This is a genomic window from Novosphingobium sp. ZN18A2 (genome assembly GCF_036784765.1).
Lineage (GTDB): Bacteria > Pseudomonadota > Alphaproteobacteria > Sphingomonadales > Sphingomonadaceae > Novosphingobium.
Genome location: NZ_CP136651.1, coordinates 2,746,670 through 2,760,175 on the forward strand (window position 1 = coordinate 2,746,670; position 13,506 = coordinate 2,760,175).

The 13,506-nt window shown below is 65.9% G+C and carries 14 protein-coding genes; 7 read left to right on the forward strand and 7 right to left on the reverse strand.

Annotated features, from left to right (window positions below):
- Positions 1 to 19: 19 nt before the first annotated feature.
- The 4 genes from nagZ to RXV95_RS13120 all read right to left on the reverse strand — a co-directional run bounded on the left by nagZ (position 20) and on the right by RXV95_RS13120 (position 4,497).
- A complete protein-coding gene (gene nagZ / locus RXV95_RS13105) occupies positions 20 to 1,048 on the reverse strand; it encodes a beta-N-acetylhexosaminidase (protein WP_338466481.1) in 1,029 nt (342 codons plus the stop codon).
- Between the two features lie 128 nt (positions 1,049 to 1,176).
- Positions 1,177 to 1,914, reverse strand: coding sequence for an SPOR domain-containing protein (locus RXV95_RS13110; protein WP_338466482.1), 738 nt, complete (start codon positions 1,912 to 1,914; stop codon positions 1,177 to 1,179).
- Positions 1,915 to 1,919: 5 nt separating this feature from the next.
- A complete protein-coding gene (gene argS / locus RXV95_RS13115; RefSeq protein ID WP_338466483.1) occupies positions 1,920 to 3,668 on the reverse strand; it encodes an arginine--tRNA ligase in 1,749 nt (582 codons plus the stop codon).
- Positions 3,669 to 3,816: 148 nt separating this feature from the next.
- Entirely contained in the window at positions 3,817 to 4,497 is a 681-nt protein-coding gene (locus tag RXV95_RS13120) for a hypothetical protein (protein ID WP_338466484.1), read from the reverse strand.
- A 137-nt stretch (positions 4,498 to 4,634) separates the two neighbouring features.
- Between RXV95_RS13120 and ispH the strand changes: the two genes are divergently transcribed.
- Genes ispH through rnhA form a run of 3 tightly spaced genes read left to right on the forward strand, consistent with a single transcriptional unit; the run spans position 4,635 to position 7,056 of the window.
- Entirely contained in the window at positions 4,635 to 5,624 is a 990-nt protein-coding gene (ispH, locus tag RXV95_RS13125) for a 4-hydroxy-3-methylbut-2-enyl diphosphate reductase (protein ID WP_338466485.1), read from the forward strand.
- A gap of 11 nt (positions 5,625 to 5,635) precedes the next feature.
- Positions 5,636 to 6,625 carry a homoserine kinase gene (thrB, locus tag RXV95_RS13130; protein ID WP_338466486.1) on the forward strand — a complete coding sequence of 330 codons (990 nt, stop codon included), beginning with the start codon at positions 5,636 to 5,638 and terminating at the stop codon, positions 6,623 to 6,625.
- Positions 6,622 to 7,056, forward strand: a complete 435-nt coding sequence (rnhA, locus tag RXV95_RS13135; RefSeq protein ID WP_338466487.1) for a ribonuclease HI — start codon at positions 6,622 to 6,624, stop codon at positions 7,054 to 7,056. The genes thrB and rnhA overlap by 4 nt, the downstream gene beginning before the upstream one ends.
- Before the next feature lie 99 nt (positions 7,057 to 7,155).
- Here rnhA and RXV95_RS13140 read toward each other — a convergent pair whose 3' ends face one another.
- The 3 genes from RXV95_RS13140 to RXV95_RS13150 all read right to left on the reverse strand — a co-directional run bounded on the left by RXV95_RS13140 (position 7,156) and on the right by RXV95_RS13150 (position 9,489).
- Positions 7,156 to 7,338, reverse strand: a complete 183-nt coding sequence (locus RXV95_RS13140; protein WP_338466488.1) for a DUF1508 domain-containing protein — start codon at positions 7,336 to 7,338, stop codon at positions 7,156 to 7,158.
- 82 nt (positions 7,339 to 7,420) lie between these two features.
- On the reverse strand, positions 7,421 to 8,521 hold the full coding sequence (locus RXV95_RS13145; RefSeq protein WP_338466489.1) for an FAD-binding oxidoreductase: 1,101 nt from the start codon (positions 8,519 to 8,521) through the stop codon (positions 7,421 to 7,423).
- Entirely contained in the window at positions 8,518 to 9,489 is a 972-nt protein-coding gene (locus RXV95_RS13150; protein WP_338466490.1) for an alpha/beta hydrolase, read from the reverse strand. Before RXV95_RS13150 ends, RXV95_RS13145 begins: the two co-directional genes overlap by 4 nt.
- A gap of 105 nt (positions 9,490 to 9,594) precedes the next feature.
- Between RXV95_RS13150 and RXV95_RS13155 the strand changes: the two genes are divergently transcribed.
- From RXV95_RS13155 to RXV95_RS13170, 4 genes are all read left to right on the forward strand, one after another.
- Positions 9,595 to 10,089: a prepilin peptidase gene (locus RXV95_RS13155; RefSeq protein WP_338466491.1), complete on the forward strand. Its 495-nt coding sequence runs from the start codon at positions 9,595 to 9,597 to the stop codon at positions 10,087 to 10,089.
- Positions 10,090 to 10,152: 63 nt separating this feature from the next.
- The gene (gene cpaB, locus RXV95_RS13160; RefSeq protein ID WP_338466492.1) at positions 10,153 to 11,157 is read left to right on the forward strand and encodes a Flp pilus assembly protein CpaB; all 1,005 of its coding nucleotides are present in this window, start codon (positions 10,153 to 10,155) and stop codon (positions 11,155 to 11,157) included.
- 40 nt (positions 11,158 to 11,197) lie between these two features.
- Positions 11,198 to 12,826, forward strand: a complete 1,629-nt coding sequence (locus tag RXV95_RS13165) for a type II and III secretion system protein family protein (protein WP_338466493.1) — start codon at positions 11,198 to 11,200, stop codon at positions 12,824 to 12,826.
- A 17-nt stretch (positions 12,827 to 12,843) separates the two neighbouring features.
- Positions 12,844 to 13,503 (forward strand): CpaD family pilus assembly protein, encoded by a 660-nt coding sequence (locus RXV95_RS13170; protein WP_338466494.1) that lies wholly within the window; start codon positions 12,844 to 12,846, stop codon positions 13,501 to 13,503.
- The last annotated feature ends 3 nt before the right edge of the window (positions 13,504 to 13,506 follow it).

Below are 13,506 nucleotides of genomic sequence, written 5' to 3' on the forward strand. Positions count from 1 at the left end.
GCGGATGCCGCGTCGTCCATCATGCCTTCGCCGCCGCCTGCGCCAACAACCGGTCGCGCCGCTCGATCAGCGCCGCCTGCGTTTCGACCGCCGCGGGCGTGGTGAAATCGCTTGTTCCCGCCAGAGCGCGTTCCAGCCGCGCGGCGCCTTGCGCGGATATTGCCGGAAGTCGCCTTGCGATCCCGACCATGTCCTCCATGTCCGCCCAGCAGTTGAGCGCGATATCGCAGCCCGCCGCTATGGCCCGTTCGGCGCGTTGTGGCACGCTGCCCGAAAGCGCGTCCATATCCAGGTCGTCGGTCAGCAAGAGGCCGGAAAAGCCGATGCGCTTGCGGATCACTTCGTTGATCACGAACGGGGAAAGCGTGGCCGGGTTCCTTTTGTCCCACGCGGTGAACAGCAGGTGGCCCGTCATGCCGATCGGCGCATCTTTCAGCGCGCGGAACGGGGCAATATCGGTTTCCAGTTCGGCTTCACTGGCGGTGACGGTGGGCATCGCCTTGTGCGAATCGGTCGTCGTGCGTCCGTGGCCAGGAATGTGCTTGATCGTGCCCGCCACGCCCGCGCGCGCCAGCCCGTCCAGCACCGCGCGGCCCAGCGCGGCGACGCGCAGCGGCTCACTGCCCAGCGCGCGATCGCCGATCACGTTGTGCGCGCCCGGCTGGCGCACGTCCAGCAGCGGCAGGCAATCGACGTTGATGCCCACTTCCGCAAGGTCGAGGCCCAGCGCCTCGGCATTCGCGCGCGCCGCCTCTATCGCGCTGGCAGGCGCGGTATCGTAAAGCCTGTCAAACACCTCGCCCGGCGGGAATAACAGCCATTGCGGCGGCTTCAGCCGTGCGACCCGCCCGCCTTCCTGGTCTATGCAGATCAGCGTTCGGTCGCGCCCATGCAGCGCGCGCAGCGAATCCGTCAGCGCGCGCAACTGCTCCCGATTGTCCACGTTGCGGCCGAACAGGATATAGCCGGCCGGATCGGCATCGCGGAAGAAGTCTCGCTCGTCAGCGGTCAGGACAAGTCCCGACAGGCCGAAAATCGCCGGTAACATGCCGCGAATCTGGCGGATTGCCGCGGTTTCGGCAAGCTCTTGCGCGCTTTCAGGTGTGGATAGCGCGGCGGGCGGCGAAAAAGCCCCTCACCCTGCCCCGCTCTCGCAAGCGGTTCCCCCGGCGACCGTCACTTCACCTGGCAGGAAAGCCCGTCCGCGCGCAGCTTGCCGCACAGCGTATTCGCAGCCGCGCGGTCGCTTGCCACCGCCTGCAGACGATAGACCTTGCCGATGTCGGCCTGGCCTTCGACGATCCGGTGCTTGAAGTCCTTCAACGCCTCATAGTCGGCGGACAGCTTGCGCCAGCCCGCTTCGGCGGAGGAGGTGCTGAAATAGGCACCCACCTGCACCCCCACACCCGGCAGATCGGCGGGCGATGCCTGGGCAGACGGAGCAGCGGATTGCGTGGCGGAAGGTTCCGGTGCCGGCGCGGATGCGGGTTGCGCAACCTTCGCTTGCGGCTTTTCGCCCTCGCTCACCTTGAAGCTGGTATCGCCGGTGCCTTCGAATGTCTTGCCGCCGGGGTTCGTCGGCGCAACCTTGTAGGGCGTCTTGCTTGCCACGATCAGGCTTCCGTCCGCATCCCGAGAGGCACCGCCGCGATGGGTGAACCAGTAGATCCCGCCGATCAGCAGCGCGAGCGCCACGATGGCGACAACGGCAAGGCCGATAATCCGGCCGCCATCGGTTTCCCCGTCCTCGAAATCGACGTCATCGGCGGATTCAAGCCACGGAAGGCGCTCTTCATCGCCCAGCGGCAAGGCGCCGGTCTGCGCTTCGTCCTGCGATGCGGCTTCGAACGGATCGTTGTCCTCCGGCATTCCGGCGCCGGATTCCCCGTTCTGGTCGTGCCCCCCGATTGCCATAGACTTCAAAGCTCCTCAGCAGCCTCCACGCCCAGCAGGGCCAGCCCGTTCTTCACTACTTGCCCGATCTGGTCGGCAAGGAAAAGGCGCGCGGCGGTCAGTTTGCCGTCCTGTGCCACGATGAAGCGTTTTTCCGGCCGGTCGTTACCCACGTTCCAATAGGCATGGAATGCGGCGGCCAGATCGTAAAGGAAGAAGGCGATGCGGTGCGGCTCGCGCGCAACGGCTGCGCCTTCCACCACGCGCGGGAACTGCGCGGCCAGCTTCACCAGCGCCAGTTCCTCTTCGCCCAGCAGGTCAAGATCGTCGGGCGCGGGCGCAAACCCCTCCTCCGCGCCCTTGCGGAGCGTGGACCGCACGCGCGCGTGGCAATACTGGACGTAGAACACCGGGTTGTCCTTCGACGCTTCGACCACCTTGTCGAAATCGAAGTCCATCTGCGCGTCGGGCTTGCGGGTCAGCATGGTGAAGCGCACCACGTCCTTGCCCACCATCTCCACCACGTCGGCCAGCGTCACGAAGTTGCCCGCGCGCTTCGACATCTTGAACGGTTCGCCGCCTTTCAGAAGCTGCACCATCTGCACCAGCTTTACCTCAAAGGGGATCGGCTTGCCTTCGGCGCCTGTCATCGCCGCGACCGCCGCCTTGATGCGCTTTACCGTGCCCGCGTGGTCCGCGCCCCAGATGTCCACCAGAGCATCCGCATTCTGGGCCTTCTGGAAGTGATAGGCGAGGTCGGCGCCGAAATAGGTCCAGCTTCCGTCGGACTTTTTTATCGGGCGGTCCTGGTCGTCGCCGAACTTCGTGGAGCGGAACAGCGGCAGTTCCACCGGCTCCCAGTCCTCGGGCGTCTTGCCCTTGGGCGCTTCAAGCTCGCCATCGTAAACAAGGTCATGCGCGCGCAGCCACTTTTCGGCGGCTTCGGGCTTGCCCGCCGCCTGAAGCTCCGCTTCGGACGAGAACAGGTCATGGTGGATGCCCAGCAGCGAGAGGTCGTGCTTGATCGCAACCAGCATCGCCGCAACCGCGCGGGTGCGGAACGGCACGAGCCAGTCCGCTTCGGGCGCGGCGGCGTATTTGTCGCCATATTCCTTCGCCAGTTCCTGCCCCACCGGCACAAGGTAATCGCCGGGATAGAGGCCAGCCGGGATCTCGCCAATGTCCTCGCCCAGCGCCTCGCGATACCGCAAGTGGACAGAGCGGGCGAGCACGTCGACCTGTCCGCCGGCATCGTTGACATAATATTCGCGGATCACCTTGTGTCCGGCAAATTCCAGCAGGGCTGCCAGCGCATCGCCCACCACCGCACCGCGGCAATGGCCCATGTGCATCGGCCCGGTCGGGTTAGCCGAGACGTATTCGACGTTGACCACCTTTCCGCCACCCAGCCCCGACTTGCCATAGTCCGCACCGCTTTGCGCGATCCGCCCCAGTTCCTCACGCCATGCCGCATCGTCGAGCCGCAGGTTGATGAAGCCCGGCCCCGCGATTTCGGCCGAGGTTACGTGCGGAGCCTTCTCCAGCTCTGCTACAAGCGCCGCCGCCAGCGCGCGCGGATTGGTCTTTGCCGGCTTGGCGAGGACCATCGCCGCGTTGGTGGCAAGATCGCCATGCGAAGGATCGCGCGGCGGTTCGCACGTCACCGCGCCACGCGGCAGGCCGCCCGGAAGCGTTCCGGCAGTCTCAAGCGCGTCGAGCGCAATATCGATCTGCCGGGCGAAGGCGGCGTGCAGGTTGGCGTGGGTTTCGGTCATCGCAAGTGCTCGTGAAAAATGGCGGCGCGCGCCCGGCGACTGCCGGATGCGGCGCATGAAGGACGGGCTTGCCCTTAGTTTATCCCCGGCTGCTGCCGCAAGCCGTCAGGCGACGGGCGCGACCGCGAGGATTTACACGGAGCCGCCGTTATCGGGTGACGTTGTAGGCAAGCTGGTCGCTGGTAAGCTGAAAGCCCACCAGCAGTTCGAACGAGGCACGCGCCAGCGCGGCCTTCACATCGGGCTGCGACAGCGGATCGATCGCCGCATCGGCATCGCCCGAACGGCGCTTGCGCGTCAGCTTTTCGCGAATGTCCCGCGGCAGGGTGGCCTGCTCCCGGTCGACATAGGCGCCAGCCTCTCCGTGCCCGGTCGCGCGCGCCTGCCCGTCCGCGAAATCGATAGTGACGGTTCCCACCCGCTTCGAAACAACGGCCCCGCCGCCGCGAACAACCGAAACGAAATAGGGCAGCTTCACCTGCCGCGCGCCGCGCGTATCGGTGCGGCTGGCCAGCACGTCGAACGTCGCCTGGGTATAAAGCTTGGGATTGGACGGATCGTTGGTGCACTGGCTGCGCAGGTGCGTCATCGTTGCCGTTACATCCATATTGGATTCGTCGGTGTTGCCCGGCGTGCGGAACTGCGTGATGTCGCCGGTATAATCCGGGATGCCCACGGTCGGGCACGGGCTGCGCAGCGCTGTAACGCCGACGCCGCCGGATACGACCAGTTCGCCCTTGTCCTTGGCACAGCCCGAAAGCGTACCCGCAAGTGCCAGTGCCAGCACGGGAACGCCGATCTGCGCGGCACGGCGAAACGAATGGATCATCAACGCAATTCCTCAGGATCTGGTGGCCGGTGCCCCGCATCGCGCCGGACGGACCGCAAATTCGCGCCACCTCTAATCGCCGCGTCCGGTTTCGGCAATGGTTCCCCGTCCGCGCCCGCACTGCTAAGGGCGGCGGCATGAACACCAGCTTTCCAGCTTCCGCCGACGCGAATCGGGATGCATCGGGCGAAAAACTTCCGCTGCTGCTGCTGATCGCCGCGCCGCGCGGCTTCTGCGCCGGAGTCGATCGCGCGATCGAAATCGTGGAGCGCGCGATCGAACGCTTCGGCGCGCCGGTCTATGTCCGCCACGAAATCGTGCACAACAAGTTCGTGGTCGACAGCCTGAAGGACAAGGGCGCGGTCTTCGTGGACGAGCTGGACGAAGTGCCGGACGGCGTGCCCGTGGTCTTTTCCGCCCACGGGGTGCCCAAGGTGGTGCCGGCGGAAGCGTCGCAGCGCGGGCTGGACTGGCTGGACGCGACCTGCCCGCTGGTCAGCAAGGTCCACCGGCAGGCGGAGCGACAGGTGGAAGCAGGGCGGCACATCGTGTTCATCGGCCACGAAGGGCACCCGGAAGTGATCGGCACGCTGGGCCAGGTGCCGGCCGGCACGATTACGCTTGTCGAAACGGTGGCGGACGTGGCCGGGCTGGACTTTCCCGCCGATGCCCCGCTTGCCTTCCTGACGCAGACCACGCTCTCGGTCGACGATACGAAGATGGTGGTAGATGCGCTGAAGAACCGTTTCCCGCAGATCGTCGGCCCGAAGGCGGAAGACATCTGTTATGCGACATCGAACCGCCAGGCCGCGGTAAAGATCGTGGCTCCGCAATGCGATCTGGTGCTGGTGATCGGGGGCGCCAACAGTTCCAACTCGCTGCGGCTGGTCGAAGTGGCAGAACGGCAGGGCACAACCGCGCGGTTGATCCAGCGCGCAACCGATATCCGGCCTGAATGGCTTGAAGGTGTGGGCACGCTGGGCCTTACCGCAGGGGCATCGGCACCCGAACTGCTGGTGCGCGAGGTGGCGGAACGCCTCGCAGAATGGCGCGAGATCGAAGAACGGACCGTCACCACCGTAGAAGAAAAGATGGTGTTCAAGCTGCCCCGCCGGCTTCTGGACTGAAGGGGCGGCACATGGCGGTCTATACGCGGATCGGGGCCGAAGAGATGGCCGCGCTGGTCGAACGGTTCGACGTGGGCAACCTCGTTTCCGCCAAGGGCATTGCAGAGGGCGTATCGAACAGCAACTGGCTGATCGAGACGACAGGCGGCAAGGACGGCACGCGCTTCATCCTGACGATGTACGAATACCGCATCGAAGTGGAAGACCTGCCCTTCTTCCTGTCTCTGCTCGATCACCTGGCGGCCAAGGGATGCCCCGTCCCGCGCACGATCCACGATTCCGAAGGCCACCTTTACCGCATCCGCGACGACGGCAAGGGCCATGTCCGCGCGCTGGCACTGATAGAGTTTCTGCCGGGCGTTTCCGTCAGCGAGCCCACGCCGGCACAGGCGCGCGCGGTGGGCGGGGCGATGGCGCAGGTCCACCTGGCCGCGGCCGATTTCCCGCAGGCGCGCGAAAACGCGATGGGGCTTCCCGAATGGCGGCGGCTTGCCGATGCCTGCGGGCACGACGGGCTGGAACAGATCGATCCCGGGCTGGCCGAAATCGTGGAGCGCGAACTGCCCGTCCTGGCCGACCGCTGGCCGGTAGACCTTCCGCGCTCTGTCATCCATGCGGACCTGTTTCCCGACAATGTGCTGATGCTGGGCGACCGCGTTACCGGGCTGATAGACTTCTATTTCGCCTGCACCGACATCACCGCCTATGACGTGGCCGTTACCCATGCGGCATGGTGCTTCGATGCCGATGGCACAACCTTCCGGCCCGACCTGTCGCGCGCGCTGATCGAAGGATATGAAGCCGTGCGCCCGCTTTCGGACGGTGAACGTGCTGCGCTGCCGCTGCTGGCGCGAGGCGCGGCGATGCGCTTTACCATGACGCGCGCCTATGACTGGCTCAACACGCCCGCTGGCGCGCTGGTGACGAAGAAAGACCCGATGGCCTTTGCGCGGCGCATCGCCTTCTACGCCGATCCCGCCAATGCCGGGGTCTTCGCGTGAAGCACGTGGAAATTTTCACAGATGGCGCGTGCAAGGGCAACCCCGGCCCCGGCGGCTGGGGCGCGATCCTGCGCATGGGCGAACACGAAAAGGAAATGTCCGGGTCGGAAACCGGGACGACCAACAACCGCATGGAACTGATGGCCGCCATCCGCGCGCTGCAGGCGTTGAAGGAACCGTGCCGCGTCACGCTGCACACCGACAGCAAATATGTGCTGGACGGCATTACCAGATGGGTTTTCGGCTGGCAGAAAAACGGCTGGAAGACCGCGGCGAAAAAGCCGGTCAAGAACGGCGAGCTATGGCGCGAACTGGTTGACGCGACCCGCCCGCACAAGGTCGAATGGGTATGGGTAAAAGGCCATGACGGCCACCCCGAAAACGAACGGGCCGACCAATTGGCGAGTGACGCGGCGCTTGCGGCTGCCTGACGGCGTCATCGCCTGACGCAGCCGGCGCTGGCATAGATGCAGACACCGATCAGGGCCGGTGCCGCCGCGCGATTGCGCAGCAGCACGCGCCCCCTTCGGTTATTCGGCCGACTTGTCGACGATTTCTGCGCCCGGGCCATTCTTCAGGATCGATTCGATCGCGTTCTTCGCGCTGGCCTTGCTGGTATAACCTTCGGTCCAGAAGATCGTCTCGGAGTTATAGACGAAGTACGAAACGAACTCGCCCTTCTTGTTCTTCCGGATCTCGAAACGGTGAGCCATGTCCTGTTCCTTCCTTTTGGCAAACTCCACGGGCGACAATAGCAACCCGCGCGGCGATTAACAGACGCGATCTTGCCCGCCTTTATTTTCCCATGAAACGGGCGGGCGAATAAGCGACTGAATCGATGGGCGCGGTCATCGCATCGGCATCGCGTCCCAGCAAGAGCTGCGCGCCGAGACGGGCCGCCGCCGGTGCGGTCTGGATGCCGAAACCGCCCTGCCCGGCAAACCAGAAAAACCCGTCCACCACCGGATCGAAGCCATAAACCGGCAAGCGATCGGGCGCGAAGCTGCGCAGCCCCGCCCACTTGCGTTCCAGTGCCTCCACCTTCCAGCCGACGACATGGCCCAACCGGTCGATCGTGCGGGCGATGTCGATATCCTCGGGCGCAACGTCGCGCGCGATGTCCGGCGTTTCGTCATGCGGGGAGAGCCACAGGCGCCCCGCCTGCGGCTTGAAATAGAAGTCTCCGTCTATCCCGATGGTCAGCGGCAGGTCGTCCCGCGCCGGGGGATCGGTGCGCAACTGCGCGACCGTGCGGCGCAAGGGGCCGATGCCCAGCGGCCACGCGCCCGCCACCGACGCAACCTGGTCCGCCCATGCGCCCGCCGCATCGACCAGGACGCCGGCCAGCGCCTCTCCGCCGCGCCAGCCCAGTCGCCAGTCCGCCCCCTCGCGCTCGGCCGCGTCCAGCCATGCCCGCACACGCAGCACGGTGCCGGCCCTGCGCCCGGCGGCAAGGTAATGGGCGTGGACACCGGCCACATCGATGTCCGCGCAGGACGGCTCCCACGATCCGCACGTCCATTCGGGCAAGAGGCCGGGCACGCGGCGTTCCAGTTCGTCACGCCCGACCGTCACCAGTTCCGCGCCCAGCGCGCGGAAGCTGTCCACCAGCGCCTCAACCTTGTGCCGGTCGCCGGTGCCACCAATGTTGAGCGCACCGCGCCGGGTGAGAAAACCCCCGTCGCGCAGCCAGCCGCCCGACGCGGCGGTAAGCGGATAGACGCCCGGCCCGCCATAGGTTTCCGCCCAGAACGCAGCGGACCGCCCGGTGGAGTGATAGCCGGGCGCATCCTCCCCCTCCAGCACCAGCACGCTCACGTGCGGGGCCAGTTCGGCAGCAAGGCTGGCACCGGCCATCCCCGCGCCGACAATCGCGACATCGAAACGTTCGGTCATGATGCGGGGGCGGCCTCCGGCGGGGCCATCCGGTCAAGGAAATCGTCTGCAATCGCGATCGCGCGGCTGCGCACGGCATCCTCCTCGCGGAAAAGTTCGTGATAGGCTTCTCGCCCCCAGGTCATCAGCTGGGCGCGCGGAAGGCGGCGCGCGGCGCGCTCTATCGCCTTGAACTGCACCAGCCCGTCATGCCGCGCGGCAAGGATCAGGATGGGCGTGTCCACCGCCTCCAGTGCGCCGGGCGCGAAAATCACGCGCATGGAGGCATAGGCCCGCTCCACCCAGCGCCAGGTGCCTGCGCCCATCGCGACTTCGGGCCGGTTTTCGCGCCACCACTGCTCGTCGGCATAGCGTTCGGCATCGTGGGTAAGCAGTTGCGCGCGCCTGGCGGGCGTCGCTCCGGGTTTTTCGCTCCATTTCCAGGCCGGGCGCGCCGGATCGCCGATCCGGCACATGAGCCGGGCGACCGCGTGCCCCACGGCAGGCGGGAATGGCGCGATAAATCCCAGCATCGGCGCGCTCAGCACCGCCGCTGCCGGATCGATGCGCTGTTCCACCAGCGCGCGCAGGACGAGGTGCCCGCCCATCGAATGGCCGACGATCACGCGCGGCCCCGGCGCTTCGCCGGACCAGTCCTCCCAGAAATCGGCAAGGTCGTTCACCCACACCGAAAAATCGGACACGTCGCCGGCCATCGGGTCATCCGTATGGCGGCCTGATCCCGCCTGCCAGCGCCAGTCCGCCGCCGTGACACGCCAGCCTTCGCGGTGCCAGTGTTCCAGCGTCTCCAAATACTTTTCATAGTGATCGCCGCGCCCCGGCATCAACAGCAGGGAACCGCGCGGCGGATGCCCTTCGGACGTGCGCCCCGGCCAGTCGATCCGGCGGACCCGGTGGCCGTCGCGCGCGGTCCAGAACCCTTCGCTGGCCGCCGCGGGTATCGCGCGCCGATCGAAACCGCCTGCCATTATGTCATTGAACTCCCTGGGCCGGTGTATTTGCAAGTCTGCCTAATTCCGCCTTTTTGGGCTTGGTTACTTTTTGCTAATCCCTGCGCGCTATCCCCTAATGCCATGCAGGGGGACTATCTCGTTTACGGGCTGCTTACAGCCTTGGCAATCGCGCTGCTTTTCGCGGCATTCACCGATATGCGCCGGCGTCAGATCGACAACTGGCTCAACGCGGGGATTGCTCTGGCGGCGCCGGTTTACTGGTATGCCAGCGGCCTTACGCTGTGGCCGGGCGTTGCCTTGCAATTTGCCGTCGCGGCAGGCGCTTTCGCCATCCTTGCGGTGCTTTTCGCACTGAAGATGATGGGCGGGGGCGACGTCAAGCTGCTTACCGCGCTTGCGCTTTGGCTGCCCTGGCAACCGTTCCTCCAGCTGGTCGTTCTGATGAGCCTTCTGGGGGGCGTCCTCACCATCGTCCTTGGGTCGTGGCATGTGATGCGGCGCCAGAAGGACAAACTCAAAATTCCCTACGGCGTGGCCATAGCCACGGCCGGGATCTGGGTGCTCGCGGTCAACTACTGGCCCGTGTCCCAGGCTGCCGGCGGGCATTTGGGGTGAACCGGATATTAACCATTTTGCCCAAAGGATACGGGCTGTTCTTGAAGGGGCGGGACTAAAGCCATGGACAAGAGAAAGCTGATTCTGCTGGTCGGCGCGCTGATCGTCGCGATCGGCACCGCGTTTGCCGCAAGGAGCCTGTTCATCGGCGCATCCACGCCGAAGGCAGAAGCCGCGGCCAAGGTTCCCAAGGGACCGAAGGTTCTCGTCGCGCAGCGTGCGCTGCCGGTGGGCACGATCATCACCGCCGATGCGGTGGGCTATCAGGACTGGCCCAAGGGGCTGGTGCAGGACGCCTATTTCATCGACGGCGAAGCGGACATGAGCAAGCTGCTCGGCACCGTCGTGCGCCACCCGATAACCGCGGGCGAACCGATCACGCAGGGCTCGCTCGTCGCGCCGGGTGACCGCGGCTTCCTCGCCGCCGCTCTCGGCCCGGGCATGCGCGCCGTCACCATCCCGGTTTCCGCGCGCACCGGCGTTGCGGGCTTCGTTTTCCCGGGCGACCATATCGACCTGGTGCTGACGCAGTCCGTCAAGGGCCAGGGTCAGGGCCAGACGCTGAAGGCATCGGAAACGATCCTGAAGAACCTGCGCGTGCTCGCCACCGACCAGAAGACCTCGTCCGAAACGGTCGACGGCAAGACCCGCGTGCGCACGTTCAGCACTGTCACCATCGAAGTGACGCCCAAGCTGGCCGAAGAAGTCGCCGTGGCGCAGACCATAGGCACGATCAGCCTGTCGCTGCGTTCGCTGGCGGACAGCCAGAGCGATCTCGACAAGGCGCTGGCCACCAGTGACGTGAAGGTGCCCAACGGCGCATCGAAGGCCGAGGAAGACCAGCTGATCAGGACCGCGCTGGCGCGTCCGTCGGACAAGGGTTCCACTTACACCACGGGCGGCGATGTCTCGCGCTTCCAGCGCAAGTCGATGCCCGCCATGAGCCCGTCGCCCGCCTTCGGTCAGCCGATGGGCGCCGGCCCGATCGCTTCCGCCCGTCCGGCCGGTCCGGTGGTGCGCGTGACCCGCGGCAAGAATACCGAAGCCGTCGTGGTCGGAGCGAAATGAAATGAAGCGTGACACCACGGATCTCGTGAGGGGCAAGACCATGAAACGCCGTATCACTTCCTCGTTGCTGGCAGCGGTGTTCGTCGCCGCCCCGCTGGCCCTGATGCCCGCGGTAACGCCGGCTAACGCCCAGGCTGCCAACCAGCCGTCCAAGACCATCGTCCTGTCGATCGGTCGCGGCCAGCTGATCACCGTCCCGGGCAAGATGTCGGACGTCTTCGTGGCCGACGACGCGATTGCCGACGTCCAGGTGAAGTCGACCAACCAGCTCTATGTCTTCGGCAAGGGCGGCGGGGAGACCACGGTCTATGCCAGCAACAGCCGCGGCGACGTGGTCTGGTCGGCCAACATCCGGGTGGGTTCGAACATTGACTCGATCGACCAGATGCTGCGCCTCGCCATGCCCGAGGCCAAGATCCACGTCGCGACGATGAACAACACCGTCCTGCTGACCGGTACCGTGAAGGCGCCCGAGGATGCGGCCGAGGCCGAGCGCCTGGTCAAGGCCTTCGTCGGCGACAAGACCAACGTGATCAGCCGGCTGAAGATGGCAACGCCGCTTCAGGTGAACCTGCAGGTCAAGATCGCCGAAGTCAGCCGCACGCTGGTGCGCGATATCGGCGTGAACCTGGTCAACCGCGACAACACGGGCGGCTTCGTCTTCGGCGTATCGCAGGGGGCGGCTCCCGGCACGATCGGCGCGATCAATACGTCGGGCTTCCCGTCGCTGGACGCCTCGTCGCTTTATGGCCTGCCGGCCGGTTCGGTCTCGCTGCCGTTCAACCCGGCCACCGGCAAGTTCGTGACAGGCGGCACGAATTACACCTTCAACCCCAACGCGTCGGGCGCGACGCGGCTGGGCATGGCGGGGCGCCTGCTGGGCATGGATGTGCTCGGCGCGCTGGACCTGGGTGAGAAGCTGGGCCTTGTAACCACGCTTTCGCAGCCCAACCTGACCGCGCTTTCGGGCGAAACCGCAGACTTCCTTGCCGGCGGCGAATTCCCGATCCCGATCAGCCAGGGCCTTGGCACCACGACGATCCAGTACCGCAAGTACGGCGTCAGCCTGGCCTATACGCCCACGGTGCTCGCCAACGGCCGCATCTCGCTGCGCGTCCGCCCGGAAGTGTCCGAACTTTCGAGCCAGGGTGCGGTAACGCTGAACGGCTTCACCGTTCCGGCACTGACCGTGCGCCGCGCGGAAACGACCGTGGAACTCGGCTCTGGCCAGAGCTTCATGATCGCCGGGCTGATGAGCAACAATTCGCAGAACAACCTGCAAAAGGCGCCGGGCCTGGGCGACATTCCGATCCTGGGTTCGCTGTTCCGTTCGACCAACTACCAGAAGGGGCAGACCGAACTGGTCATCGTTGTGACGCCTTACCTGGTGAAGCCGGTCAGCGACGGCGACATCAAGCTGCCCACCGACGGTTACCAGGCGCCGAACGAGATCCAGCGCCTGCTGGGCAACATGGATAACGACGGCAAGAGCGGCGCGACCCGCCCGATGCCGACCGAGAAGGAAGGCACGGTCCAGTCCGGTCCCGAGATCGGCGCGCTCGACAAGTCGTCGATGCCCGCCCAGCGGCCCGATACCCGCGCCAACCGCAAGTCGCGCGGCCAGCGCCAGGCCAAGGCCGGCGATGCCGCTCCCGGCTTCAGCTTCTGACGAGAAAGGGACAAGTCATGAGTGTCAATCTGACCCGGAGCCTTGGTGCCGCGCTTGCTCTCTCGCTCGGCCTATCGCTCACCGCGTGCGGAGGAATTCCGCAGAACCGTTCGCTTTACAGCACCAAGCAGCCGGTGGTTTCGCGCAACAGCTATGTGCTGGATGTGAACACGCTGCCCGGCGGCGGCCTGTCGGTGCCCGAACAGCACCGCCTGACCGGCTGGTTCGATGCGATGAAGCTGAAGTACGGAGACCGCATCTCGGTCGATGATCCCAGCCAGTCGCCGGCAACGCGCAACGCGGTTGAAACGGTCGCATCGCGCTATGGCATGCTGGTCAGCGATGTCGCCCCGGTCACGCCGGGCAACATCGCCGGCGGCACGGCGCGCGTGGTGGTGACCCGCACGACGGCGGAAGTCCCCGGCTGTCCCGACTGGTCGGCCAAGTCGGACTTCAACCCCAACAACGCGACGTTCCCCGGCTATGGCTGCGCGGTCAACGGCAACCTTGCCGCGATGGTCGCCAATCCGGAACACCTGATCCACGGCGCGGAGAACACCGGGGATACCGTGGTCATGAGCAACAGCAAGGCGATCGACAGCTATCGCAGCCAGAAGCCCTCGGGTGAAGGCGGTCTGAAGCAGGTCTCCAGCCAGTCGACCGGAGGAGGTAACTAAGCC